Source organism: Alphaproteobacteria bacterium (genome assembly GCA_037146715.1).
In the GTDB taxonomy this organism is placed as follows: domain Bacteria; phylum Pseudomonadota; class Alphaproteobacteria; order UBA7879; family UBA5542; genus JBAWWO01.
This window is the reverse complement of the sequence record JBAWWO010000006.1, coordinates 14,895-39,054: the sequence shown is the minus strand read 5'-3', so window position 1 is coordinate 39,054 and position 24,160 is coordinate 14,895. Positions and strand designations below refer to the sequence as shown.

25 protein-coding genes and 4 tRNA genes are annotated in these 24,160 nt (G+C 41.5%); 7 read left to right on the top strand and 22 right to left on the bottom strand.

Annotation, left to right across the window (positions count from 1 at the left end):
* The first annotated feature begins 18 nt into the window (after positions 1-18).
* Genes WCG05_03190 through grxC form a run of 3 tightly spaced genes read left to right on the top strand, consistent with a single transcriptional unit; the run spans position 19 to position 2,267 of the window.
* Positions 19-1,290: a CNNM domain-containing protein gene (locus WCG05_03190; protein MEI8320997.1), complete on the top strand. Its 1,272-nt coding sequence runs from the start codon at positions 19-21 to the stop codon at positions 1,288-1,290.
* The gene (locus tag WCG05_03185; protein MEI8320996.1) at positions 1,290-2,000 is read left to right on the top strand and encodes a ComF family protein; all 711 of its coding nucleotides are present in this window, start codon (positions 1,290-1,292) and stop codon (positions 1,998-2,000) included. Before WCG05_03190 ends, WCG05_03185 begins: the two co-directional genes overlap by 1 nt.
* 9 nt (positions 2,001-2,009) lie before the next feature.
* The gene (gene grxC, locus WCG05_03180; GenBank protein MEI8320995.1) at positions 2,010-2,267 is read left to right on the top strand and encodes a glutaredoxin 3; all 258 of its coding nucleotides are present in this window, start codon (positions 2,010-2,012) and stop codon (positions 2,265-2,267) included.
* A gap of 83 nt (positions 2,268-2,350) precedes the next feature.
* Here the strand turns inward: grxC and WCG05_03175 are convergent, their stop codons facing one another.
* From WCG05_03175 to WCG05_03165, 3 genes are all read right to left on the bottom strand, one after another.
* On the bottom strand, positions 2,351-3,004 hold the full coding sequence (locus WCG05_03175) for a ribonuclease HII (protein MEI8320994.1): 654 nt from the start codon (positions 3,002-3,004) through the stop codon (positions 2,351-2,353).
* Positions 2,983-4,233, bottom strand: coding sequence for a cation:proton antiporter (locus tag WCG05_03170; protein ID MEI8320993.1), 1,251 nt, complete (start codon positions 4,231-4,233; stop codon positions 2,983-2,985). Before WCG05_03170 ends, WCG05_03175 begins: the two co-directional genes overlap by 22 nt.
* Before the next feature lie 38 nt (positions 4,234-4,271).
* Positions 4,272-4,346 (bottom strand) — tRNA-Gln (locus tag WCG05_03165).
* 401 nt (positions 4,347-4,747) lie between these two features.
* Here WCG05_03165 and WCG05_03160 point away from each other — a divergent pair.
* From WCG05_03160 to WCG05_03150, 3 genes are all read left to right on the top strand, one after another.
* A complete protein-coding gene (locus WCG05_03160; protein ID MEI8320992.1) occupies positions 4,748-5,023 on the top strand; it encodes an HU family DNA-binding protein in 276 nt (91 codons plus the stop codon).
* A gap of 58 nt (positions 5,024-5,081) precedes the next feature.
* Positions 5,082-5,156: transfer RNA gene (locus tag WCG05_03155), tRNA-Val, on the top strand.
* 17 nt (positions 5,157-5,173) lie between these two features.
* Positions 5,174-5,250: transfer RNA gene (locus WCG05_03150), tRNA-Asp, on the top strand.
* 218 nt (positions 5,251-5,468) lie between these two features.
* Here WCG05_03150 and WCG05_03145 read toward each other — a convergent pair.
* The 11 genes from WCG05_03145 to WCG05_03095 form a co-directional block, all read right to left on the bottom strand.
* Complete coding sequence (locus WCG05_03145; GenBank protein ID MEI8320991.1) at positions 5,469-6,656, bottom strand: TraB/GumN family protein; 1,188 nt, start codon at positions 6,654-6,656, stop codon at positions 5,469-5,471.
* Positions 6,657-6,702: 46 nt separating this feature from the next.
* Positions 6,703-7,605 (bottom strand): DMT family transporter, encoded by a 903-nt coding sequence (locus WCG05_03140; GenBank protein ID MEI8320990.1) that lies wholly within the window; start codon positions 7,603-7,605, stop codon positions 6,703-6,705.
* Positions 7,598-8,641: a bifunctional UDP-4-keto-pentose/UDP-xylose synthase gene (locus WCG05_03135; protein ID MEI8320989.1), complete on the bottom strand. Its 1,044-nt coding sequence runs from the start codon at positions 8,639-8,641 to the stop codon at positions 7,598-7,600. The genes WCG05_03140 and WCG05_03135 overlap by 8 nt, the downstream gene beginning before the upstream one ends.
* The gene (locus WCG05_03130; GenBank protein ID MEI8320988.1) at positions 8,638-9,600 is read right to left on the bottom strand and encodes a glycosyltransferase; all 963 of its coding nucleotides are present in this window, start codon (positions 9,598-9,600) and stop codon (positions 8,638-8,640) included. The genes WCG05_03135 and WCG05_03130 overlap by 4 nt, the downstream gene beginning before the upstream one ends.
* Positions 9,597-10,772, bottom strand: coding sequence for a DegT/DnrJ/EryC1/StrS family aminotransferase (locus tag WCG05_03125; GenBank protein MEI8320987.1), 1,176 nt, complete (start codon positions 10,770-10,772; stop codon positions 9,597-9,599). The genes WCG05_03130 and WCG05_03125 overlap by 4 nt, the downstream gene beginning before the upstream one ends.
* Before the next feature lie 8 nt (positions 10,773-10,780).
* Positions 10,781-12,445, bottom strand: coding sequence for a phospholipid carrier-dependent glycosyltransferase (locus WCG05_03120; GenBank protein MEI8320986.1), 1,665 nt, complete (start codon positions 12,443-12,445; stop codon positions 10,781-10,783).
* 17 nt (positions 12,446-12,462) lie between these two features.
* Positions 12,463-13,950 (bottom strand): lysine--tRNA ligase, encoded by a 1,488-nt coding sequence (gene lysS / locus WCG05_03115; GenBank protein MEI8320985.1) that lies wholly within the window; start codon positions 13,948-13,950, stop codon positions 12,463-12,465.
* 16 nt (positions 13,951-13,966) lie between these two features.
* Positions 13,967-14,296 carry a Grx4 family monothiol glutaredoxin gene (grxD, locus tag WCG05_03110; GenBank protein ID MEI8320984.1) on the bottom strand — a complete coding sequence of 110 codons (330 nt, stop codon included), beginning with the start codon at positions 14,294-14,296 and terminating at the stop codon, positions 13,967-13,969.
* A 9-nt stretch (positions 14,297-14,305) separates the two neighbouring features.
* Complete coding sequence (locus WCG05_03105) at positions 14,306-14,536, bottom strand: BolA/IbaG family iron-sulfur metabolism protein (protein MEI8320983.1); 231 nt, start codon at positions 14,534-14,536, stop codon at positions 14,306-14,308.
* Positions 14,520-15,089, bottom strand: a complete 570-nt coding sequence (locus tag WCG05_03100) for a biotin transporter BioY (GenBank protein ID MEI8320982.1) — start codon at positions 15,087-15,089, stop codon at positions 14,520-14,522. Before WCG05_03100 ends, WCG05_03105 begins: the two co-directional genes overlap by 17 nt.
* A gap of 20 nt (positions 15,090-15,109) precedes the next feature.
* Positions 15,110-15,183: transfer RNA gene (locus WCG05_03095), tRNA-Gln, on the bottom strand.
* 278 nt (positions 15,184-15,461) lie between these two features.
* On the opposite strand from WCG05_03095, the gene WCG05_03090 reads away from it, so the two are divergent.
* Positions 15,462-16,241, top strand: coding sequence for a BPL-N domain-containing protein (locus WCG05_03090; GenBank protein MEI8320981.1), 780 nt, complete (start codon positions 15,462-15,464; stop codon positions 16,239-16,241).
* 5 nt (positions 16,242-16,246) lie between these two features.
* Here WCG05_03090 and WCG05_03085 read toward each other — a convergent pair whose 3' ends face one another.
* From WCG05_03085 to WCG05_03050, 8 genes are all read right to left on the bottom strand, one after another.
* Positions 16,247-17,494, bottom strand: a complete 1,248-nt coding sequence (locus tag WCG05_03085; protein MEI8320980.1) for a cation:dicarboxylase symporter family transporter — start codon at positions 17,492-17,494, stop codon at positions 16,247-16,249.
* A gap of 2 nt (positions 17,495-17,496) precedes the next feature.
* Positions 17,497-18,321: an ABC transporter substrate-binding protein gene (locus tag WCG05_03080; protein MEI8320979.1), complete on the bottom strand. Its 825-nt coding sequence runs from the start codon at positions 18,319-18,321 to the stop codon at positions 17,497-17,499.
* A gap of 12 nt (positions 18,322-18,333) precedes the next feature.
* Positions 18,334-19,089, bottom strand: coding sequence for a hypothetical protein (locus WCG05_03075; GenBank protein ID MEI8320978.1), 756 nt, complete (start codon positions 19,087-19,089; stop codon positions 18,334-18,336).
* Positions 19,090-19,152: 63 nt separating this feature from the next.
* A complete protein-coding gene (gene trpS, locus WCG05_03070) occupies positions 19,153-20,148 on the bottom strand; it encodes a tryptophan--tRNA ligase (protein ID MEI8320977.1) in 996 nt (331 codons plus the stop codon).
* On the bottom strand, positions 20,145-21,731 hold the full coding sequence (murJ, locus tag WCG05_03065) for a murein biosynthesis integral membrane protein MurJ (protein MEI8320976.1): 1,587 nt from the start codon (positions 21,729-21,731) through the stop codon (positions 20,145-20,147). The genes trpS and murJ overlap by 4 nt, the downstream gene beginning before the upstream one ends.
* 101 nt (positions 21,732-21,832) lie before the next feature.
* Positions 21,833-22,750 carry an ABC transporter substrate-binding protein gene (locus tag WCG05_03060; GenBank protein MEI8320975.1) on the bottom strand — a complete coding sequence of 306 codons (918 nt, stop codon included), beginning with the start codon at positions 22,748-22,750 and terminating at the stop codon, positions 21,833-21,835.
* Positions 22,743-23,510 (bottom strand): VacJ family lipoprotein, encoded by a 768-nt coding sequence (locus WCG05_03055; GenBank protein MEI8320974.1) that lies wholly within the window; start codon positions 23,508-23,510, stop codon positions 22,743-22,745. The genes WCG05_03060 and WCG05_03055 overlap by 8 nt, the downstream gene beginning before the upstream one ends.
* A 55-nt stretch (positions 23,511-23,565) precedes the next feature.
* Positions 23,566-24,150 carry a hypothetical protein gene (locus WCG05_03050; GenBank protein MEI8320973.1) on the bottom strand — a complete coding sequence of 195 codons (585 nt, stop codon included), beginning with the start codon at positions 24,148-24,150 and terminating at the stop codon, positions 23,566-23,568.
* Positions 24,151-24,160 lie beyond the last annotated feature (10 nt).

Genomic DNA, 24,160 nt, shown 5'->3' with positions numbered 1-24,160 from the left:
CGTGAATAAAGGAAATCTATGGAATTAATGATTTGGATTTCTGGAATTGGGGCCATATTTTTATTTCTGCTGGCGTCTTTTCTTTCTGCAACTGAAACGTCTTTGGGGGCTTTCTCCCGGCCACGCATTCATAGACTTTCCCAAAAGGGGAACGCTAAAGCTAAAATAATTGAAGAGCTGTCCCAAAAAATGAACCATGTCTTGGGCACGGTTCTGATTGGGAACAATGCCACCAATACGCTGGCTACTTCCTTGGCCACAAGTGTCTTTATTCAGTTGTTTGATGAAAAAGGCGTGATTTTATCCAGTATCTGTTTAGCCCTATTCATCATTATTTTTTTAGAGGTTTTACCGAAAACCTATGCCATTAACCATCCTGAAAACTTTGTTTTGAAAATAGGCTCTTTTCTGAAGGTTTTTATAAAAATTCTAAGCCCTCTTATGTATCTGGTTCAGATTATTTCTGAAAAATGCTTAGGCCTGCTGGGGGTGAAAACGGACAAGGGGGATGGATGGTCTTCTTCTCTTGAAGAACTTCGCAGTGTGATTGATTTGCATGGAAAAGAACGCTTAAAAAAAGAAAGCTCTATGTTGCATAGCATTCTAGATCTGGCCTCTGTAACTGTGGAAGAAATTATGGTGCATCGATCTGATGTTGAAATGATTCACCTGGATGCCAGCATGGACAAGGTCTATGAACAGATTGTGGCCAGTCGCTATAGCCGGCTTCCCTTGTGGGAAAAGGAATCTGAAAATATTGTGGGCGTATTGCACACCAAAACTTTTCTGAAGGAATATTCAAAACTAAAAGGCAGGAAAAAAGCGGTTGATCTGCGTAAAATAGTAGACCGCCCCTGGTTTGTGCCGGGTGTTACGCCCTTGCTTCATCAGATGCACGCTTTCCGCGATCAACGAACCCATTTGGCTTTGGTGGTTGATGAATACGGTAGCTTTTCAGGCATTGTGACGCTAGAAGATATTCTGGAAGAAATTGTGGGGCAAATTGATGACGAATATGACTTGGAAAATGTACACATTCGACCCGCCAAGAACGGATGTTTTTGGGTAGACGGTATTGTGACTATTCGTGACTTTAACCGCCACTTTGGGCTAGAGTTGCCTGATGAAGAAGCCGCCACCATCGGGGGGCTTTTGATTTATGAGAGCCAAGATATTCCTAAAGTAGGGCAGACTTATCTTTTTTACGACGTTGAATTTAAAATTTTACGCCGGGAAGATAATCAGATTACTTTGGTGAAGATTAAGTTTCCGGCAGCTCAAGAGGGGTAATGTACACCGCTGCCATAAACTTCTTTCTGCCCCCTGTTTGTTTAATGTGTCGCGATTTACTTCAAGATAACACGGCTGTTTGCGCCAAGTGTTGGGAGGAAATTGATTTCATTACAGACCCTTTTTGCGAAAGCTGTGCCTACCCCTTTAGTTTTGGAGAACACGGACACCAATTAAAGTGTGGGGCTTGCCTAGATGCGCCCCCAAGTTTTTCTAAAACCCGAGCGGTTTTCAAATACGATCATTTTTCCAAAAATCTTATTCTGCCTTTTAAACATAATAAGGCCATTCATTTTGCGCCCCTGCTGGGGGATTGGATGCAGCGGGCTGGTAAGGATATTCTGCAGGATGCGGATCTGTTTGTGCCAGTGCCTTTGCATTGGACGCGCCTTTTAAAACGAGGTTTTAACCAGGCTGCCGTTTTAGCAAAAAGGCTAGAGAAAAAATCACAGATTCCCGCCAAAATGACTATTTTAAAAAGAATAAAAAGGACGCCTTCTCAGGGTGATTTAACTGTGCAAGAACGCGAAAAAAATGTTGCAAATGTTTTTCAAGTGCTTGACCAACATGAAAAATTGGTTCAGGGTAAGGTCGTCATTTTAGTTGATGATGTGATGACAACGGGGGCAACTCTGAATGCCTGTGCGAAAGCCTTGCTAAGGGCAGGTGCTCAAGAGGTGAGAACCCTTGTTGCTGCCCGGGTTTTATAAGGAAATGATATGAGCAAGAAAATTAGAATTTATACGGCAAGTTATTGCCCCTATTGCGTGAAGGCAAAAATGCTTTTAGACCGTAAGGGGCTCTCTTACGAAGAAATTGATGTGACGAATAAGTCAGAAGAGCGAGAAAAGCTGGTTGTAAAAGCCCAAGGCCGCAAAACCGTGCCTCAGATTTTCATAGGGGAGATGCATGTGGGTGGATGTGATGATCTTTATGAAAAGGAAGATATGGGTGAACTAGACCAACTCCTTAAGTAAAAAACTAGCACAAAACCTAACTTTTTGGGACACTTCATCGCAAAAAAACAGAGCTGTATTGCTTCGTCGGCCTATGGTGTTTCTCACAAGGACGAGAAAAGAGTCCCCAACAAGGCCTGAATGGGTTTGTAGCTTCTGCGATGGTATGGTGTAACCCCATGTTCTTTCAGGGCTCTCTGATGCTCTTGAGTTCCGTAACCTGCATTCGTTGCCCAGCCATAGGAAGGGAATTCTTCTGCAAGAGCTTTCATCAAGTGGTCGCGGGTTACTTTGGCGGCAATTGAGGCTGCTGCAATGGAATAACTTCGCTGATCGCCTTTAATGATAGATCGGCTGGGACAGGGAAGTCTCGGTTTTCCTGTCCCATCTACCAAAGCCATAAGGGCTGGTATTTCCAGCAACTCATAAGCGCGGCTCATAGCTAACAAGGCTGCATTTCGAATGTTCAAAGATTCGATTTCTTCGGTCGTTGCCAGGCCCGTAGCTATTTTAATGTAGGCGGGGTTTTCTTGAAAGGTTTGAAACAAACTTTCCCGTACTTTTTCCGTTAGACGTTTGGAATCATTCAAGGCGTGTAGTAAATCATGAGGGCAGGCGGGTAAAATAAAGGCCGCGCCAGCGACTACAGGACCAACCCATGCACCACAACCTGCTTCGTCCAACCCTACAACGGGGGAGGGATAGGCATGCTCGAACTCAAAAGAGGGTTCGTATTTTATAGGTCGTCTTTTTTCCATGAAAAGAAATCTGCAATCTTATTCTTGATACCTTTTGGTGTATTTAAAGAGGCTTGATACACACTATTAATTTTTTCAAGCCCTTGGAACTTTCGGGCAATTGACATCCAGAAAGGGCTGAATATTAAAGAAAGGACAGTTAGAGAAATCACCAACTTATGTTCGTTTGGGCCCAACAGATGACTTGATACCCCTGAATCGGCCAGCACGAATGAAAACTCTCCAATCTGGGCCAAAACTAAGCTACTGATAAAGGATACGGTCCATTTTTGCTTGAACATATGCAGAATGCCGGCATTTAGGGCGGTTTTTCCCACAGCAATCACAACCATCAGGATGCTGATTAAGGTTATATTGCTCCAAATAAATTTCAGATCAATCAAAAGACCAATGGATAAGAAGAAAACCATCAGCAGAGTGCTTTGAATGGGATGAGTAGTCTTAATAATTTCATGGCGTTCCGCTGTGTTTCCCAGTACAAGGCCTGCCAAAAAAGCTCCATAAGAAGCCGAAAGCCCCAGAGCACCTGTAATGGCTGCTAACCCAAAGCAAAAGCTTAGAGTCATCAAAGGGAGCAGTTCCCCCGAATGAGAAATCTGATTCAAATAGGGAATGCGTACGCGTTCTGTGCGGCTTAAATACCAGATCAGGGCCACCAAAATGCCAACGGAAATGCATATCTTTGCCAGTAGGGTCCCAATGCTAAATCCCATATCCCCCAGACCATGTACAGCCAACGCCATGGGGACGAAGGCCAAGTCTTGGGCAATCAAAATGCTAATGGTCAAGTGACCGATGTCAGTTTTTAGCTCTCCCATGCTTTCCAGCATTTTAATAGCAACGGCTGTACTGCTAAGGCAAATCATGGACCCAATCACAAACACAAGGCCAAACGACCAGTTAAAAAAGACAGAAATGCCGTAAACGGCTGCAATGCTGAATAAAAACTGCAGCAAAACGCATCCCACCGTAATGACCCAGTTGCTTTTAAAAAAGCGAAGGTTCATATCAACCCCCAGGGTAAACAGCAGCATAAAGACACCTAACTCGGCTAAGGCCTTAATAATAGTCTGTATGTCAGCCCCTTCAAGTAGAGACGGTCCCAAAATAACCCCTGCCAGCACATATCCTAAAACAGCGGGTTGCTTAAGGCGTGTTAAGATCATTCCACACACCAGGGCGCATAGAACAATGGTAACAATTTCGGTTAAGGGGATAACGGTGTGCACATAAGCTCCAAGGGTTTTTAATTTCGGAATAATAAAAATGGCTGGGGTGGAAGGATTCGAACCCACGAATGGCGGTACCAAAAACCGCTGCCTTACCACTTGGCGACACCCCAACAGCTGATATCATCCATTGGTTTGGAACGATATCTAACTTTTGCACATTAATAAGAAACCCTCAAAAACGCAAGAATGTTTTGCATAAAATTTTGCATAAAAATATATTTTGAACGAAAAAACCAAAAAAAGTCTGTAAGGGCTTAAAATTAAGAAGAAAACAGAAAAAAGTAAGGGTTTAAAAGGGGTGCAGAAGATATGAGTGGCGGAACGTCAGGACTGAATGGAAAAAAATGATTTTTTTCTTGAGCATAAAAAACTCCAAGAAAAACAAAAAAATGCGGACCTTTTGACAGATTTCCTCAGTTTTTTATAATAAAAGCAATTGACTAATGAAAAAAAGAAGTTTTAGATAAATATATTACTTACGTATTAACTTAACAAAACAAAGGGTATTAAAATGAATAAAAATGAACTGATTGCACAAGTTGCACACCACGCAGGTCTTTCTAAAGTTTCCGCAGCAAAAGCTGTAGATGGAATTTTGGAATCCATAACAAAAGCTTTGAAGAGCGGACATGACGTACGTTTGGTTGGCTTTGGAACATTCTGCTGCGTTCACCGTAAAGCAACAGAAGGTCGCAACCCACGTACTGGTGCGAAAATTAAGATTGCTGCAGCACGTTTGCCTAAGTTCCGTGCAGGTAAAGGCTTGAAACAACAAGTTGCAAAATAAATTTAGCTTCAGCTATTGAAGCTACTTAGAAAGTTTGCTATATAAACCAATGTGGGCAGGGCGATTAGCTCAGCGGTAGAGCGTCTCGTTTACACCGAGAGGGTCGGCGGTTCAATCCCGTCATCGCCCACCACCTACTTCCATTTATGGGGGTGTGTAGCTCAGTTGGTTAGAGCGCCGGCCTGTCACGCCGGAGGTCGCGGGTTCAAGTCCCGTCACTCCCGCCATTTTTCTTTGTATTTCCTATTTTTGGTTCTTGTGGTGCGTAGGATGGCCTTTCATCATGGTCTTACGTACTTTCTCCTAGTTTCCCAAGAGAAGACATTATTTAGTTAGAGATAATTCCTTAAAAAGGAGCAAGTCGTTACTTGGCTCATCTAGGTCTTACTAGGTGTGGTTTCTCATGCCGAATATCCTTAAAGTAATCCAGTTATATCATTTAGGGTTATTTCTTAATCAATTCTGTTACATCAATCCATCCCTGGAGTGGAGTGTAAAGCTCTACAGCAAAACAACCTTCTGTTATAAGCTTATATAAGATTCCATTGGGCCCATCTAAATGAGATAAGCCTACACCTACAAGCATTGTTTCTGAGGACACTACTTTTGCTGTCTCTATAATGCGAGGCCACCAAAGATTATTATCTTTAATAACTTGTTCATCATCGTCGTCGTCGTCATCGTCGTCATCACTTTTATCAGATGAATCCAAAAAACTCTCAACACAAGACAAATAAGCATGTGATATTTTCCATATATCTTCATCAGACAGAAATCCTCCTTCAACGCCAAGGACCTCTTTGAGCCCTTGAAACTGTTCTTCGGGGCTTGGATACCACAGTGGTCTATTAATAGTTTCTTCTGCAGACTCAAGAGAGAATACAGAACGTGATAATTCTTGAAAACGATCAGAAAGTTTCAAATCCATACCATTTTCGTAGTGGAGCGCTAGATAATTTTTTACAATTATATCTAACCTAATTTTTTCTATGCTGATTTCAGTATGTTTTGAAAAAGATTCTATTATCTCTTTAGCCCGTGGTTTATTGTCTGACCTGTTTATAAGATATTCAGGAGATATCGGAGAAATCGTATGAAGATGTTTTTGCTCTTCGGGGGTTAACCGATCAAACCAATTAGAATCTGCATCAAAATAATAGTTTAATGTTTGTTCTAAGTGGTCAACATTGTGCGTACTATCTACAGTTCTTTCTGTCACAAGAATATTGCATTTAAAGATCATATCTTTCACCGCTTGGGGAAGTATGTCTAGAGGCAAACAATGTATGGTTCCTAGTATGAAAAAACTACGATTTTCTTTTGTAAGTTTAAAAAACAGGGGGTTTATAGCATCTTCTTTTCTTTTGAGATTTTTTCGAATGCGTTCAGATTCAAAAAACTCATCAATCCGCCCCATTAATTTTCCAAAGCCGATTGAGTCATCAACCAGGCGAAGATCTCTAAACTGTGTTTTGAAAGAGTCTTCAAAAACGAACTCTTGTGTTAGGGGGTGTTCTTTTCCATAGATGCAAACAATAGTAACGGGTTTTTCATCTGCATCGATAATAGAAGAATGGGCGTGTTGAATTGCAACTAGTCCGAAAATAATTGTATATAAGAATTTTGGGTACATTTTAACTCCTAAAAATTACTTGGAATAGATAACTAATTTTGTAACATCACCCCATCTCGGGCGTATGCTCCTTGTGAGCTTTGAATTCTTGATAAATAATATAAAGGCCGCTCAAAATCACGACGGGTAGGCCGAGGAGAAGATGTTCGTTGAGGCGTTCTCCCCAAAAGAAATAACCAAACAAGCCACCCCATATAATTAATGTATACAAGATAGGGGCAATGACCACGGCGGGGGCTTTGCTATAGGCAAATACCACGAAAATTTGCCCCAAGTTGCTGATAAAAGTCAGCAACACTAATAATAAAAACAACGACCAAGAAACTGGCTCCCAATAAAAGGGCATGAAACAGGCGGCAAACAGAGAGATAACCACCACATGATAAAAGACTGAGGTCAATGGGTGGTCTTTTTTAGAAAGAGTGCGCGATAAAATCATGACAGTGCCCTCTAAAAAGGCCGACACAATGGCAGCCGCAGACCCAAGCAAAGTCACGTTCCCTGTAGGGTCAGCCATATAAGATACGCCAAGAAATCCTATGATGACGGCAATCCAACAGGGCATGCTTACTTTTTCTTTCAAAAGAGGGACAGAAAGCATGGTTATGAACAAGGGGGTTGCAAAGCTTAGAGCCGTAGCGTCTGTAATGGGGAGCAATTGGAAGGACAAAAACAGGGTGTAAAGACTGAAAAACCCAATAGCCCCACGTCCCAGCTGCAGTTTTATGTTTTGGCTTTTCATCAGGTGAGGTTTATTCGTCACCTTAAAATACCCCCACAACATGGCAACAGCCAAAATAGCCCGGAAGAAAAGAATCTGAATCACGGGAATTTCCGCGGCGATGACTTTAACCAGGGCATTCCCCAGGCCAAACATAAATACAGTCAGCACCATATAAAAACAGCCCAGAAAAACAGTTTTTTTATGAGCGGAAAGATTCTTAATCATGAACAATTTCCTGGGGATGTTGGACCAAATGATAATCTAGGGTTCTTTGCAGAATTTCTTTCAATGTCACTTCGGGATTCCATCCTAAGTATTCTTGTGCATTCTTGATGGCGGGAACGCGATTGGGAACATCTTCATAGTGCTTCCCAAAATGTTCAGCGGCGGACAGGCTTTCAATAACAGCGTTTTCTCCCAAATGCTTGAAATCGGGAAGTTCTTTAAAGGTTTCTACGATCATTTCAGCAACTTCCTTCATGGAGTGGTTGTTTTTTGGATTGCCCACGTTGAAAATCCGTTGGGATGCTTTGCCGTCTTTGTTTCGAATCATGCGCATAAGGGCATCAACGCCTTCTTCTACGTAGGTGAAGCAGCGCTTTTGTGACCCACCATCCATAAGCTGGATAGGGCGGCCATAGAGCACATTACTGATGAACTGGATAGCAGCGCGGGACGAGTTCGCTTTTGCGGCATAAACATCATCCATGCGAGGCCCCAACCAGTTGAAGGGACGGAAAAGGGTATAGTCTAAATCTTCATGAATGCCATAGGCAAAAATCACGCGGTCCATCATTTGCTTAGCACAGGAATAAATCCACCGTTGTTTATGGATGGGCCCCAGGACTAAGTTAGAGGTTTCTTCATCAAATTCCTTATCGGGGCACATGCCGTATACTTCTGAGGTTGAAGGGAAAATGATCCGCTTTTTATGTTTCACGCAATAGCGCACGACACTTAAGTTAGATTCAAAATCTAATTCAAAAACCTGCAAGGGTTTTTGCACATACAGCATAGGGTTCGCAATAGCAACCAAAGGCAATACTACATCACATTTTTGAACGTGATCTTCAATCCATTCTTGATCGGTCAGAATATTACGCTTGGAAAAATGAAGGTTTGGATTGCTTAGACATTCAGACAGTTTATGATTGTCTAAATCCATGCCATAAACTTCCCAATCCGTCGTATTTAAAATAGACCGAGTGAGGGCGCTTCCAATAAATCCGTTAATTCCTAAAATTAAAACTTTTAAGCTCATTCTTCATCCTTTGTTGTTGATATGCTTTTATCCTGAATTATTTGGCGAACACTGTACCTTCTGCGGCACAAGGCTTGGTAAGTGCGCCCCACATATTCACCCACAATTCCTATACCCATGATAGCCACACTAATCAAGAAAATAACGATGGCAATCAGAGTAAAAAGACCTTCTGCTTCGGGACCAATAAGCAAACGACGGGCAAACATGTAGACAACCAAGCAGAAACTTAGTCCCGACACAATCATGCCAAAAAAGGTAAAGAATTGAATGGGAACCATAGAAAAGTTGGTAGCCAAGTCAATGGCAACGCGAATCAGTTCGTAAATCCCATACTTTGATTCGCCTTCTTCCCTGGGGTCATGGCGCAAACCAACCTCACAGGGGTTTTCGGCCAAACGCCAAGCCAAAACGGGAATGAAGGTAGAAGTTTCCCCCCCATCCACAATCTGCTTAACGATAGAGCGAGAATAAGACCGGAACATACAGCCCTGGTCTTTCATGTGAGCATCCGTAATCATTCCTCGCACATTATTGGCAAAGCGGGAACCCCAATGGCGCCATAAATGGTCTTTACGATCCAGGCGATAACTGCCCACCACATCATGACCCTGTTCAAACTTTTCCAGTAACTTGGGAATTTCCTCAGGAGGGTTTTGAAGATCCGCATCCAGATTAATAATCACATCCCCGCGAGAGTGCTCAAAAGCCGCCATGATAGCCATATGTTGGCCGTAATTGCCGCCAAAATCAATGACACGCACATGCTTGGGGAAATCCTTTTGCAGTTTTTTCAAAATGCCTAAGGAATTATCCTTACTGCCGTCATTGGTATAAATGACCTCATAGGATTTTTTTGTATTTTCCAAAACGGGCATTAACCGATCAGAAAGGCTTTGCAGGCTTTCTTGCTCGTTATAAACTGGAATAACAACAGATAAGTATACAGATGATTTCATGATACTGTTTTACCAAAAATTTTGCCAATTGTGTGAATAATTATATTTTGCTGGTCAGCCGTCAATCCGGGAAATAAGGGCAAGCTAACCACATGGTCCGCAATGAATTCGGAGTGAGGAAAATCCCCTTTTTTATACCCATAAGTTTCTTTGTAAAAGCTGAATAGGTGAGGGACCTGCCAATGCACTCCTGTTCCAATATTTTCCTCTTTAAGCAGTTGAACGAATTCGTCACGGGTTATTTTTGTGGCCTGCGGATTAATCAGAACATTGAATAAATTCCAAGCGTGGCGGTGGGAATAGGTGGGGCTTTTTCGCACAATCAGTTCATCCCAGCCCTTAAAGGCGTGCTCATAAGTGTGGGCAATTTTCGTGCGTTTTTCAATGAATGTATCCAAATGAGGCAACTGATGAATGCCTAAAGCAGCAGACATATCCGTCATATTGTATTTAAAGCCTGGGGCGATGACGTCATAAAATTGGCTGCCTTCTTTTGAAAAGCGATTCCAAGCTTCCCGATCAATGCCATGAAATTTCAAAGATGTGACTTTTTTGGCCAGGGTTTCATCTGATGTTAGGACACAGCCGCCTTCCCCGGTGGTCATGTTTTTATTGGGATGAAAGCTGAAAACTTGCGTATCCCCAAAGGATCCTATTTTTTTGCCTTTGTATTCAGTTCCAATGGCATGGGCAGCATCTTCAATGATGCGTAGATTGTGTTTGCGGGCTATTGCATACAGATGGTCCATATCAACGGGGGCGCCGGCAAAGTGTACGGGGACAATAGCTTTTGTGTTTTTAGTGATCGCTTTTTCAAGCAGATTGAGATCTAGATTGTAAGTTAGGGGGTCAACATCAACCAGAACGGGTTTGGCGCCGGCTAGAACAATAGTATTTAGCGTGGCAACAAAGGTGAAAGAAGTTGTGATAACTTCATCCTCGGGCTGCAGGTCTAGGGCCAACAGGGCCACATGCAGACCCGCCGTGGCAGAAGCTACAGTGATGGCGTGAGGTGCCTGGTGATAGCGCTTTAAAAGCTCTTCAAATTTTTTAACGCGAGGGCCTGTTGTGATCCACCCAGATTCTAAACACTGGGATACTTCTGCAATTGTTTCTGGGGTAAATTCAGGCTTTGCAAAGGGCAAAAATTCTTTTAAAGCGGGTTCTTTCATGAGAGTTCCTATTGTTGGTTAGAACATATTAAAACGGTTGCGTCCGGGTAAATAGAACTTTCAACGCTGGCGATTTCTTGAGGCTCAGGGACCAGGCTGTTTTGAAGCTCCGCTACTCGAGAACGAGGCGTTACAACGCAGACAGGCGCTGGACCAGCCCACAGAGTGGCCAAATCTTCAGGGGTCATGAAGACTGTATTATTGGGTTCAAGATTTTTTCCGAAATCCAACTCACCGCTCCAGGATACAATTTTCACGGTTTGATTCAAGTAGGGTGGCAAGTCTTGGTAGTAGCGCCCATAACTAACGACTTGGGCAGAGTCGCCATATAAGCTTTTAATTTTTTCGGCCAAGGGCTTTGTGGAAGGTCTTTGCAAAAGATAGGCTACGTCATTCAGAGCGAATAGAAACAGCACTTGTCCCGCAACCAGCGCAATAATCATGGGGCGTACGTTTTTCAGGAAAGAAAGTCCCAAAACAAGAACTCCTGTGCCTATCAAAATGTTTTGGGCCAATTGGGTTTCTTGAAATAGGGCGGTGTCAATCAAACCATTTTCTGAGGCATAGTAAGCAGCACCAGCAAGGGCAAAAACAAATAGAGAATAAAAAATCCCTTCACTCCTTAAAGAAAGACTGTTTTTCCAGACGTAACTTAGATAACGACCAACTATTACAGCTAGTGGGGGAAAAATAGGCAGCATATAGGGAATCAAACTAGATTGGGAAAAACTAAAGACCATAAAGAATAATGCAATCCACAGAACCAAAAATAGCTCAACATCATAGGTTTTAAGTTGTTTAAGTTTCAAGGGGAAGAAATCTTTCAGGGCTTTTGGAATAAATCCAATCCAGGGAAAAAAGCCCAGAATCACAACGGGAATAAAGAACCAAAAGGGTTGATAACGGCGATGAACGGTGGTGAAATAGCGTTCAAAATGCTCGTGAATAAAATAAAAATCAAAAAAAGAGGGGTTTTCCCAAATCATCCAAACATGCCAGGGCAGGGCGATGGCCAGGAAAATAGTGATACTTGTGGGCAGGTAAAGAGGTTTTATTTTATCAAGACTTTGGCTTAGGGCCATCCATACCAGCACCACCAAACCGGGCAGGGCAATAGAGATCAGGCCTTTGCACAGAAGGGCCAGTGCAAATAAGCCGGCGGCTAAATAAATGAACATGCGGCGACTTGGGCTTTTCGACAGAGGTGTTTTAAGGCCCGCTAAAAGGGAAAATAGGGCAGAGCTGATCAGAACTGTCAGCACCATATCTAGTATGATAATGCGAGATAGGGAAAAATAGAGCAGAGATGTTGCCAGAACAATGGCCGACCAGATGCCGGTCTTTCGGCTGTAAAATCGGCAGGAAAAGGCATAAACGGCCAAGCATCCGAGCAAGGCAAAAAAGGCAATGGGCAGTCGTAAGAAGTATTCGTTAACGCCAGATAGGCTTATGGTTGCGGCCTCCACCCAATAAACTAAAGGTGGTTTTTCAAAATACTTTAGACCATTTAGATGAGGAGTCATCCATTCGCCGGTTTGTGCCATTTCCCGGGGGATTTCTACATAACGCCCTTCATCAGGGCTTGAAAGAGGGCGATTCCCCAAAAAAGAAAAAAACAAAAGGCCCAAGGTTAGCGTTAGTAAGCCTAGGTCTTTCCAGTTTTTTCTTTCCATATTTTCCCTCTTTTTTATTATTCTTTTATTAATCGCATGGTGGGGAAGGCAATTACGTCGCGGATGCTGTGCGCATCTGTTAACAACATCACCAATCGGTCAATGCCGATCCCTAGTCCCCCTGTTGGGGGTAAGCCATACTCCAAAGCTGTTACGAAATCTTGATCCATCTGATGGGCTTCGTCATCGCCAGCATCCCGTTCTGCCATTTGGGCTTGAAACCGTTCATATTGATCGATAGGGTCTGTCAATTCCGAGAAAGCATTGGCTAATTCCCAGCTATTCACATAGGTTTCAAACCGCTCGGTTAGACGAGGATCCGTTCTATGAACTTTGGCGAGCGGAGAAATATCCAAGGGCAAATCAATAACATGGACAGGGTTGGTGATTTTGGCTTCAACCTTTTCCCCAAAGACTGTTTCAATAACCTTACCCCAGGAATCTGTTTTCTTGACGTGAATGCCTGCTTTGGTGGCCAGCGCTTGCGCTTCTGCGGGAGTATTGGTTTTGTCAAAATCTAACCCTGTTTCTTCCCGCACCATATCAATCATAGATTTGCGTTCCCAAGGGCTTGAAAAGTCAATTGTTTTACCGTTATAGGTTACCTGGCGGGTTCCCAAAACATTATCTAACACGTACCCAATCAGATCTTCCGTTAAGGTCATCATATCAAAATAATCCGCATAAGCTTGATAAAGTTCAATCGATGTAAATTCAGGATTATGTTTGATCGAAATTCCTTCATTTCTGAAGCAGCGGTTCATTTCAAAGACTTTATCCCACAGCCCCCCAACTACCAGACGTTTCAAATGTAGTTCAGGCGCAATGCGAAGATACATGGTCTGGTCTAAAGCATTGTGATGGGTGGTGAAAGGTTTTGCTGCTGCACCTCCGGGAATAGAATGAAGCATAGGGGTTTCAACTTCTAAAAATCCCTTGTTGGTCAAAAATTGACGAATAGAAGATAGAATTTGGCTTCTTTTCCTAAGGCGGTCTCGGCTTTCTTCGTTCGCGATTAGGTCAATGTACCGTTGACGATACTTGGTTTCAACATCCAATAGGCCGTGATATTTTTCAGGGGGAGGCAACAAAGTTTTGCTTAAAAGCTCTAACTTTCCTGTGTTGATCGTGAGTTCGCCTCTTTTTGTGCGACGGATAATTCCCTCAACCCCAATCCAATCGCCAAGATCTAGCAAACTCAGCAATTCCAAAACTTCGGGGGTGGATTCTTGAAGGGAAGAAAAAACCTGGATGGACCCAGTTTCATCGCGCAAATCAATAAACATACCACTATTTCGAATAGAGTGGATGCGGCCTGCGACGGAAACTTGATCTTCCGTCAGTGTTTCTATAGGCAGGTCTTTATAGAGATCTTGAAGGTCTTTAGCTGTTGCAGAGCGTGTGTATGAATAAGGATAAGGGTTAATCCCTTTTGATCTAAGAGTTTCCGCCTTTTGTAAGCGAATACCGCGCTGTTCATTGTCTTCTAGATGTGTGTGTGACATGATTTCTATAGTCCGATTAGTTTAAAATTTTCTTTGTTTTGAGCAGTTCTTGCAATTCGCCTGACTGGAACATTTCGCGTACAATGTCACAGCCTCCCACAAACTCTTTATCTATGTAAAGTTGGGGAATAGTTGGCCAATTGGTGAAGTCTTTAATGGCCTGACGCAAGGCAGTGTCAGATAGCACATTCACATCCTTAAAAGAAATATCCAAGTTTTTCAGAATCTGCACAACGGCTGAAGAAAACCCGCACATAGGCATAGCGGCAGTTCCCTTCATAAAAAGAACTACAGGGGTCTCTTGTATAATTTCTTGAATCTGTTCAAAAATAGGGTTTTTTGTCATCTTTTAATTCTACTTTGGTTCTGTTTGCAATGCAAGGGCATGTAAGTCCGTTCCAATTTTGTCTTTCAAAGCGGCGTAAACAAGCTGATGTTGTTGTACACGGTTTTTGCCCTGAAAAGAAGCAGATTTTATCTGAAGTAAGTAGTGATCTTGATCACCCTTTAAGTCTTTCAGTGTTATTTCTGCATCTGAAAAAGCTTTTTCCAATAACAACAGAATGTCTTTAGATTCCATTGCCATGGGTTTTGTTCCATCTGTTTTTCAAGTTTTGCATTAATTCTGTTGCGAAAACGCTGCCAATAATCGACAGGGCGGCTTTTAGGGCAAAGGGGTATAGACCCAGCTCTAAAGCTTTCTCAAAACCAGTAAATTGTGAGAGCCAGGCAAGTCCTAAAGCGTATAGAGCAATTGTTCCTACCAAACATGCAAACAATTTTCGTATTAATCCAGATTTGCCGTGTGTCAAAAGGCTGATGATCGTCGCCATGGCGATAAAGCCTATAATGTATCCGCCTGTAGGACCAAACGTAACAGGTCCCCCACTAAATCCTTGTAGAACGGGTAATCCCATAAGGGCTTCAATCAGATAAGTAGCTGTTGCCCCAAAAGCAACACGAGGACTGCAGAACAAGCCAATTATCAAAACAGCATCTACGGATAAAACCATAGGTACAGGGTAAAAGGGGACGGATATTTGGGCGCACAGGGCAATAAAAAAGCTACCTAGCAAGATTTTTGCAGCATAAAAAGATTTTGAATCGGTCAACAATGAATTTCTTAAAACAGCGTACATAATGTTTCCTTTCTGTTGTATGGCTGGGGGACAAGGATTCGAACCTTGGTTGCTCGAGTCAGAGTCGAGAGTTCTACCGCTAAACTATCCCCCAATTCACAGGTCTATAATGCTTGCAAAATAGTCAACTTTGAAGGATTAGTCAAATAGGTTCTTTTTTTTGCCCTAGATGTATAGGGTTTTTTTGTGGAACTGCAGAGTTTTGTAAAGATATGTTATTGTCCGGGTGCAATTAACCGTCTTCGCTAGTCCCATAGGGGCGGGGCGATCCAGCTTTTTGACACAAGCATGGTGGCACGCTATATAGTGTGGATAAGGTAAGACGTTTTTTATCTATTCGCAAGCTAGCTGTTAATTTTTAAAAATGGTAAAATGACCGAAAGTTCCTCATCAAAGACTGTAGTGTATATCTATAATGGACCCGGGGTATGTTCGGAATCTGTGGAGCATACGGCTCAAACACTCAAGAAAATCTTACATACAAAATATAGTATTCAAAATATTGGGCCAAAAGAAGTTATTCAGGGATTATGGGTCAGGGATGCAGCTCTTTTTGTGCTGCCTGGGGGCGCAGATCTTTCCTACGTTAAAGAACTAAGCCCCTATGGGAATGATCTTCTTAAGAAGTATGTTTTTGAGGGAGGGGCGTTCTTAGGAATTTGCGCAGGATCTTACTACAGTGGGAAAAATGTAGATTTTGCCAAAGATACAGATTTAGAGGTATTGGGTGAACGAAAACTTATCTTTTTTCCGGACACAGTAAAAGGCCCCTTATTAAAACCATATGAATATAATTCTTACAGTGGAGCTTGCGCAGCCAGTATCCACACCCCTATATTGAACTCCTTAAATTTCTTGAAAGTGTATTACAATGGCGGGGGTTATTTCGTCAATGCACAAGAGTATTCGGACGTCAATGTGATTGCAGATTATGATGTTTCTGACAACCAAAAACCAGCAGCTGCTATTGTTCAGATTAATTACGGCAAAGGGAAAGTAATTTTAAGTGGAGTACATTGGGAATATGATCCGGCATTATTAGATGGTAACGATACGTATCTAAAACCCATTATTGCCGATTTATCTGAATATGAGCAGAAACGTATCCTATTAGGCAAACATCTTGTGCATATGTTGGACTTAGAAGTTTAAGTAGTTTAACTGTGTTTCTGCTCTTTCGTAAACCAAGAAAGCAGAACGATGGTTGTTTGGGTGCTTAGAATATTTAAAAAAGGAATAACAATAAAGCTTAGATTAGTTAATAAAACAACAATAGATCCTAAAGGTACGCCTAATTGACTTAAAACCGATTCCAAAAATACGCTGGGGTCTAATTCAACACCAATGCTGGAAATAGCGGCAATAATAGAAAACAGGTCTAGAAATAGACTTTCTACAACTCCAAAATTATGTCCATAAATCTGAGTAATAACCATACTGGTAAAAACGAAGTATAAGACATTCCCAAAGGTTCCCATAAACAAAAAAATGGGGGTCAGAGTATGCATCACTTGCCCCGAGGATTTATACTTTTTCAAAAAATCTGTCACGGGCAAAGTTGCTGCGAGGGGGGAGCTTACAAACCCCACAACAAGACTTAATTTTAAATCTTTTAACAGTTTGTAGAAGCTTGTCTTATGCATGTATTTTAAGGCTAAAAGATTAAGTGTGAAAATAATAAAAATGCACAAAAATAGATATTTCAAGAAAGGGAATAGTTTGATGAACAAAGGCAGTCCAATTTTGGAAATAGCGGCCGCAGCAGAACAAAAAATAGACAACGGCAAAAGCAACAAAACCCAGCTAAATATTTTCTTAAAGGCTTCATAAAGAACTGAAAAGTTCTCAGTCACAACTTCTCTGCCTTTAACCTTTGATAAGCTAAGACCAAAAATGATTGAAAATACGATGACCTGAAGAACCTTATTTTCAGCCAAGGAAAAGAAAACATTTTCTGGAATAGATTTTTTAAGCAGATCTATAAAGCTATTGGGAGAGGCCTGTTCAATTGCCTCCCAAACATGTTTTTTCATAATGGATGCTTTTGTAATAGTGCTGGCAATTTCAGGATTTGAAAACAGATCAATTTCAAATCCGGGGTGTCCTATGAAGCCAATTCCCATACCAACAGAGCAGATCACAAAACAAATTAATAGAATAACCCCCATAAGGCGGTGAAGTTGAATCTTTTGTCCGCTATTGACAAGGGTATAAACCCCTACGGTAATAGAACAAACGATAATAGGCAAAACGCACATTTGAAATAGATTTTGCAGAAGATTTGAAAAATTTTCCATATAAGGGGCAACTTCAGAAAATCTAGCCCCAACAAAAGCGCCACCAAAAAAGGCAATAAGATACAGAATATTGCTAAGTAAGATTTTTTTTGAAAACATTTCAAACATAATTATCTCATATTTTTTTGTTGATCAAAAATTTTCATTAAGTCATCTACAGTGTAGGAAATGTTCTGTACTTGTAGAAAAATGTTGATCCAATTTAAAAGGTCAGGGGTATTTTGTGGCACAATAATTCCAAAAGGATCAAAAGTATCTTCAAGAGAAATTGCCATGTAGTTTAAAACGCCATGATATCTTGTTTTGATCAGTTTTTGAACTTCAAAGGCGTCACGGAAAAGAGCATCTGTTTTTCCTTTTTCCAGGTCTGTTACAGCAAGCGTATCAATGTCTTTATTGTCATAAAAAACTAAAACTGCTTCTGGGAACATGGTGCGTGCATAAAATTCATAGGCGTTGCCTTTCATGACCCCTATCTTGTTTCCATTAGAAAAAAAATCCTGCAAACTGTCGTCTGGTTTTTTTCTTTTTTTTAAAAAGGCTTCTCGGCTTAATAGAAAAGCTTTTCTAAGGGTAACATAAGGATTAGAGTAGCTTACTTTTTCTGCCCGCTTTGTTGTAATGCTAAGGCCAGATAAACCTATATCTGCTTTTCCCTGTGAAACAACATCAACAATATCATCAAAAGTTTTTGCAGTTCTGTCAAATTTTATGGAAACATCTAAGGCTTCTGCCAGTAAACGGGCTAACTTAACATCGATGCCGTCTATATCTCCGTTTTTCTTTTTAAAAACATAGGGAAGGCAATCTTCCCCCAACATGGCGACAGTTAAGTAGCCTTTTTTCTTAATTTCAGAAATTTTTGACTTCTCTGTGTTTCCATAGGTTTGGAAAAAACTAATAAAAACACAGAGAAAGCCAATAAATTTCCACATGGTTTGCGTGGGCTATTTATGAGATGAGTGCTTGTAAAGCTTTGTTACAGCACAGAAATAAAGGGCACTGACTATGCCAGAAAAGGCAAGAGTAAACAGTTGCAACCAAAACATTCCATGTCCAGCCAGGAAGGATTCAAAAAATCCAAAGTATCCTAAGCTATAACCCAACTTTGTTTCGCTTAAAATCTGAATTAGATAAAGCTGTAAAGCAAAAGGTGCCGTATGTTTCCAAGCGGAATTTAAGGACATTTTTTTAGACAAACTGATGGCCACAAACTTGAAAGAGTATCGAGCATAAAGAACAATTATTAAGGTCAGACCCAATAAAATAACAATGGTTTTAAGTGAGTATTTTACAAAGGGATTGTGGTCGACCAAGGTGGCTGTAAATTCCAAAACCTGCATAACAGGGGAAAACAGAATAGCCCACAATAAAACAAAGGCCCCAATTAAAAAGCGATATCCAAAGAATTCCAAGTTATCTTTCGATACTTCAAAAAGTTTTACATGGGTGTTAGGAGCATGACAGTACTGAATCCACTTAGGCGCCCAAAAAGCTTGAACCAGAGAGCCAATGGCTACCATCAAAAGGGCCATCCATTTGGGCTCAAGGGCAATGTTTTCATAAATATTAAAGAATTCAATACCTATTAAAATAGCAATAGGTAGCAAACTGATTTTAACAAGTTCTTTGAAATGTTTAAGGGTAAATGTGAAAGAAAACGTTTCCTTCAATGTTGTTAAAAGTGATGGCTGTGTTGTCATAATATCCTCCTGAGTTTATATCTTATCCATTTACTATAGGTAAGACTTTTGGAGTGGTCAAGCCTAAACGCCTAAGCCCAGGGTCTCTTTCGTTTTTTGAAGAGTTTTTTCTGCAATGGTTGAGGCTTTTTGCGCGCCCTCTTTCAAAATCCCCTTCAAATAATCTGGGTTTTCCATTAACTTTTCATACTTATGCCGAATGGGGGAAAGCTCAGCAATACAAATATCTGCCAATTTTTCCTTAAAGGGAGAGAAATTTCTGCCCCCAAACTCTTGAAATATTTTTTCAAAAGGAAGCTCAGTCAAGGCAGAATAGATTGTTAGCAAATTTGCAATGTCTGGCCGCCCCTGAAGTTCGTCCTTGTCCATGGGGAAGGGGAGGGAATCGGTTTTTGCTTTCTTGAGTTTAGATCGAATTGTGTCGTCATCATCCAAAAGATTTAAGCGAGATCCTTCAGCCGGATCAGATTTGCTCATCTTTTTCGTGCCATCCTTCAAACTCATCACGCGAGTGGCCGCGCCGATAATGTGGGGTTCTGGCACTGTAAATACATTCACGCCATATTTCTGATTAAAAGATAGGGCCAAATCGCGGGTTAATTCCAGATGTTGCTTTTGGTCTTCTCCCGTGGGCACATGGGACACCTGATACAACAGAATATCAGCGGCCATTAGAACAGGATAGGCGAAAAGTCCTAGCTTCTCACGCTCTTTGTCTGTGCTGGTTTTGTCCTTGTATTGAGTCATTCGATTAAGCCAGCCCAGAGGCGCATGACAGGATAGAATCCACATAACCTCTGTGTGGGCAGGCACATCGCTTTGAATAAAAATGGGGCTTTTTGTTGGGTCAATACCCGCGGCGATATAAAGGGCTGCCACCTGCAGATTGTGCTTTTTTAATAGGACCGGGTCTTGGTGAATTGTAATGGCATGCAGGTCTACAACAAAGAAATAGGATTCAACCATATGCTGCAGGTTGACCCAGTTTCTAAGAGCTCCCAAATAGTTGCCTAAATGGATGTTGCCTGTGGGTTGAATGCCAGAAATTATTCTTTTCATTTTAGTTCTACTTTTATGAGTTCATCAATAAGTTGTTCGTCTGAACTATCTTTCAGTTCCTTTTTAAATTCTTGATAAACGAAACCCTTGAACATCACAACCAAAAAAAGATAAATAGAAAATCCCGTTATCATTAGGGCAACAAGCAACAAGAAATCAACCAGAATGCTGCGTCCCAAATAAGGCACCACATAGGATGTGATAAAATGCAAAAATCCTCCCATCATGAAAGCCGCCAGTACAATACGGGGTAATTTTTTCCTAAGACCTTGGTCAGGGGTGAAAAAACCTTTTTTGTGCAACAAAAACCCTAGACTTAAACTATTTGTCCAGGAGGAAATAACAGCTGCCCAGGCAATGCCGTAATAGCTGAAAAATTGGAATAGAATAAGGGTGAATACCAGATTTGTTCCAATGGAAATTAGGGCAACTTTCATAGGCGTCTCTGTATTGCCACGAGAAAAAAAGCTTGTAGCAAAAATTTTGACCATCACGTTGGATGGTAGGCATAGGGAGTAAATGGATAGAACGCAGGCAACTTCCTTTGACATGGCTGCTGTGAAATGTCCGTGCTGAAATAGGGTGATCACAATGGGCAGGGAAATGGTGTAAAAGGCAATGGCGGCGGGGAGTGTTAAAGAAAAGCTAAACTGCAAAACTCTATTTTGGACGTGGGAAGCTCGTTCATGTTTGCCTGAGGCTAGTTGTCGAGTTAGCAAGGGAAGCAACACAGTTCCAATGGCAATGCCGATAATGCTCAGGGGAAATTGATTGATGCGATCAGCCCAGGCCAAGTAAGAAACAGCCAGGGGCACATAGGATGCAATCATGGTAGAAACGACTAGGTTGATTTGATAAACTCCTGAACTTGCAATGCCTGGTCCCATTTTCTTTAAAAGGGTTTTGAGTTGAGGGGTGAATTCAATTTTTCTAAGTTTTAGCGGCATGTTGATACGCCGACAAGCTATCATAACCCAGGCAAGCTGGGCGATTCCAGCGAACATACAACCCCAGCTTAGGGCATATCCCGCGGTGTCTTGATGGGCAGCAAAGAACATAAGAGCAAAGATGCAGAAAAGATTCAGCAAAATCGGGGCAGCAGTTGCAGCCGCAAACTGATTTAAGGAATTTAAAATACCCGCACACAGGGCGGACAAAGAAATGAATAAAATATAAGGAAAAACAATGTGACCGAATTCAATGGCCATCTGGAATTTTTCTGGGTTCGATTTAAATCCTGGGGCTAATACACCGATGACTGTGGGCATAAACACTTCAAAAATCACAATTAAGATGGTTAACAGAATGGCCAGAAAAGTAAAAACGTCCCGCGCAAAATCTAAGGCTGACTTTGATCCTTCTTGATGATGAATGCGTGAAAAAATAGGAACAAAGGCTGAATTAAGGGCGCCTTCCGCAAACAGGCTTCGAAAAATGTTAGGAAGGCGAAAAGCCTGAAAGAAAACATCCGAAATACCACTGTCGCCAAATATGGATCCAATCAATACATCTCGGATATATCCAAAAATGCGACTGACAAAAGTCAAACTTCCTACGGCAGCTACAGATTTGAACATACTCATACCATACTATTTCTTCTCCCCACCACAATATCCTCAACAGGCTTGACCCGTGGATTCAGTAAGGGGGCGATTTGGGGAGCACATTCCCCAACAATCAATCCCTAAGAAGCGCTATCTGAATCTTGGGGTGATTCCTTATCAGCACCTTTGTCAGAGTCTTTCTCTGATGTTTTGGGAGAGCTTTGCCGATTCTTTAAAACTTCATTCAGTCCATGCAAACTGCCTTCTTTTTGAAGGATTGCGTTGAATTCAGACCGTTGAGTTAAACTCATGCTAACACCTTCAACCACCACATCGAAGATTTTATATTCTTTATTGTCGTTTTGAAACAAATGCCATTCAATGGAAATTTTTGTACCATTGGGCCGTAAAATTTGGCTTTGTACAACGATTGTAGAAACATCCTTGTCGACGATTTTATTGCCAATGACCTTGAATTTTTCCCCATGATACTCTCCAAATCGCGACGCATAGGTGCTGACGATAGTTTTTTTGAAAAGCTCAATATATTCATCCATATCTGTGGGTTTTGCGTCACGGCGGTATCGACCCAGAACAAATTTTCCAATTTTTTCATAATCAAAAGCGGAAACAAACATCTTTTCAAATTTTTTATTGCGTTCTTCCCGAGTTAGCTGCTTTCCCGTTAGTTTTTCAATGGCTTTGTTACCCAAGTCTTGAATAAAATCTTCAGCGCCTTTCCCCACATCTTCTGGAGAGCTGCTCTGTGATTTTTTCTTCTTTTTAGGGTTTTCATCAGATTTAACAGCATCTTTCTTAGATTCATCTACAGCTGGGGCTGTAGTTAAGTTTTCCGTAGTTTCCTTTTTTTCGACTTCTTTAGTTGATTTCTTCTTTTTTTCTGATTTGATGCTTGTATTATTTTTCATAAAACTCGCAGCGTCTTTTTCCAGCTTTTCTAGAAAACTGCTATCTGAGTCATTATCCTTACACTCAGCAGAAATTCCCACCGTTAAAGTGCCAAAAAACAAAGAAATTATTAAAAAAATTCTAATCATCAAACATAAACTCCTTTAGGGATGGGCTATTATATTGAACTGTATCGCCTTCCCGGTTTGCATTCATATACTGTTTATAGAAGCTACGCATTGCCGCGTAAAAGTCAATAGATGTTTCACGGAAGTTCTTAATATCATCTACCATATCAGCACGGGTAATCATGAAGCGAGCCACTGTGCGGGTATACATTAGGCCAGTCTCATTGTTCTGGATCATGTAATAGTTGAATGGATCTGTGAAGTAGTCAACACCCAGTCCCAGAATAAATCTGGGGGAGGCGGGCCCTAGGACAGGCAACACAATATAGGGCCCCTGGGGAACGCCCCAATACTTTAGGGTTGTGTTAAAGCTTTCCTTGTGCGCTGGTAGCCCTAGCTTTTCTGCCACATCAAAAAGACCCAATACTCCAAAAACCGTATTCAGAAGAAAGCGGCAAAAGCTTTCGACAACCTTATCCGGTTTTGCCTGTAAGCTGTCATTGACCATTGTGATGGGTTCGACCAGGTTGTCCAAAAAGTTAGTGACTCTGTTTTGGGCGACTATGGGCACAGCACTTTTATACATGGCGGCAAAGGGGTCAATCAAAATGCCATCAACCACCCGGTTAAATTCAAAAACGGGTCGGTTCATAAATTCAAGGGGGTCGCTGTCTAGGTCGTCTTCATCATAGCTGGCTTGAGTTGCCGTGGAATCCTTGGCTTCAACACAGGGAGACCACGCAAAAAAAGAAAGCAGAAATAAAGCGAAGAAGATTCTCATAAGATTTAATTTATAGGAATCTGATGAAGATTGCAATGCGGGTTAAATGGTCGGGTTAAATGGTCTTCATGAACTCTCTGCTGTCTTCTACGGACTTGACCCGTGGAAGATACCATGAAGGCTCAATTTGCTCTCCATGTTCATCTAAAATTCTACTTTCCCCTGTGCAAATGCTATTGTGAAGCAGTCTGATTTCTGGGGACACCATTAGAATTTTCCAGTCATCCCCTGTGTGAGCTTCACCCAGGCCCACCAAATGATCATTTCTTGTTTGAAGATTAATTTTTTGGAAAACCATCAGAGGGCCTTGTCTGCAGATGACACATAAAAATGTCTCATCTGCAGACAATATCGAAGAATGTGTATATACGTCTCCCCCCATCCTTGGGCAGCCAATCCAATATGTCCTAACAATTTTATTTTGTGCTATAGACCATTCAGCATACAGTGGGATATCCTTCCCCTGCACTAATCGATCTCCATTTTTCTTTACTAAAAAGTCCTGACCTGTAATGGGAAATTGATCGATACCTACATATTTTAATAGTTGATCCTCATTCGCGGCTGCAGCGCCGTAGGCACCAGAAAAATTCAGGCTCAAAAAAATAAGAATAGTGGAAATAATAAGTTGGATTTTCATGTGAACTGTC

What these genes read in the sequence shown, in the direction of transcription:
- trpS (MEI8320977.1), bottom strand. Translation starts at nt 20,148, where the DNA reads ATGAAAAGAATAATTTCTGGCATTCAACCCACAGGCAACATCCATTTA.
- WCG05_03185 (MEI8320996.1), top strand. Translation starts at nt 1,290, where the DNA reads ATGTACACCGCTGCCATAAACTTCTTTCTGCCCCCTGTTTGTTTAATG.
- murJ (MEI8320976.1), bottom strand. Translation starts at nt 21,731, where the DNA reads ATGAGTATGTTCAAATCTGTAGCTGCCGTAGGAAGTTTGACTTTTGTC.
- WCG05_03050 (MEI8320973.1), bottom strand. Translation starts at nt 24,150, where the DNA reads ATGAAAATCCAACTTATTATTTCCACTATTCTTATTTTTTTGAGCCTG.
- WCG05_03125 (MEI8320987.1), bottom strand. Translation starts at nt 10,772, where the DNA reads ATGAAAGAACCCGCTTTAAAAGAATTTTTGCCCTTTGCAAAGCCTGAA.
- WCG05_03130 (MEI8320988.1), bottom strand. Translation starts at nt 9,600, where the DNA reads ATGAAATCATCTGTATACTTATCTGTTGTTATTCCAGTTTATAACGAG.
- grxC (MEI8320995.1), top strand. Translation starts at nt 2,010, where the DNA reads ATGAGCAAGAAAATTAGAATTTATACGGCAAGTTATTGCCCCTATTGC.
- WCG05_03100 (MEI8320982.1), bottom strand. Translation starts at nt 15,089, where the DNA reads ATGTACGCTGTTTTAAGAAATTCATTGTTGACCGATTCAAAATCTTTT.
- WCG05_03075 (MEI8320978.1), bottom strand. Translation starts at nt 19,089, where the DNA reads ATGACAACACAGCCATCACTTTTAACAACATTGAAGGAAACGTTTTCT.
- WCG05_03175 (MEI8320994.1), bottom strand. Translation starts at nt 3,004, where the DNA reads ATGGAAAAAAGACGACCTATAAAATACGAACCCTCTTTTGAGTTCGAG.
- WCG05_03055 (MEI8320974.1), bottom strand. Translation starts at nt 23,510, where the DNA reads ATGAGAATCTTCTTCGCTTTATTTCTGCTTTCTTTTTTTGCGTGGTCT.
- WCG05_03190 (MEI8320997.1), top strand. Translation starts at nt 19, where the DNA reads ATGGAATTAATGATTTGGATTTCTGGAATTGGGGCCATATTTTTATTT.
- WCG05_03145 (MEI8320991.1), bottom strand. Translation starts at nt 6,656, where the DNA reads ATGTACCCAAAATTCTTATATACAATTATTTTCGGACTAGTTGCAATT.
- WCG05_03080 (MEI8320979.1), bottom strand. Translation starts at nt 18,321, where the DNA reads ATGTGGAAATTTATTGGCTTTCTCTGTGTTTTTATTAGTTTTTTCCAA.
- grxD (MEI8320984.1), bottom strand. Translation starts at nt 14,296, where the DNA reads ATGACAAAAAACCCTATTTTTGAACAGATTCAAGAAATTATACAAGAG.
- lysS (MEI8320985.1), bottom strand. Translation starts at nt 13,950, where the DNA reads ATGTCACACACACATCTAGAAGACAATGAACAGCGCGGTATTCGCTTA.
- WCG05_03060 (MEI8320975.1), bottom strand. Translation starts at nt 22,750, where the DNA reads ATGATTAGAATTTTTTTAATAATTTCTTTGTTTTTTGGCACTTTAACG.
- WCG05_03105 (MEI8320983.1), bottom strand. Translation starts at nt 14,536, where the DNA reads ATGGCAATGGAATCTAAAGACATTCTGTTGTTATTGGAAAAAGCTTTT.
- WCG05_03135 (MEI8320989.1), bottom strand. Translation starts at nt 8,641, where the DNA reads ATGAGCTTAAAAGTTTTAATTTTAGGAATTAACGGATTTATTGGAAGC.
- WCG05_03090 (MEI8320981.1), top strand. Translation starts at nt 15,462, where the DNA reads ATGACCGAAAGTTCCTCATCAAAGACTGTAGTGTATATCTATAATGGA.
- WCG05_03160 (MEI8320992.1), top strand. Translation starts at nt 4,748, where the DNA reads ATGAATAAAAATGAACTGATTGCACAAGTTGCACACCACGCAGGTCTT.
- WCG05_03085 (MEI8320980.1), bottom strand. Translation starts at nt 17,494, where the DNA reads ATGTTTGAAATGTTTTCAAAAAAAATCTTACTTAGCAATATTCTGTAT.
- WCG05_03120 (MEI8320986.1), bottom strand. Translation starts at nt 12,445, where the DNA reads ATGGAAAGAAAAAACTGGAAAGACCTAGGCTTACTAACGCTAACCTTG.
- WCG05_03140 (MEI8320990.1), bottom strand. Translation starts at nt 7,605, where the DNA reads ATGATTAAGAATCTTTCCGCTCATAAAAAAACTGTTTTTCTGGGCTGT.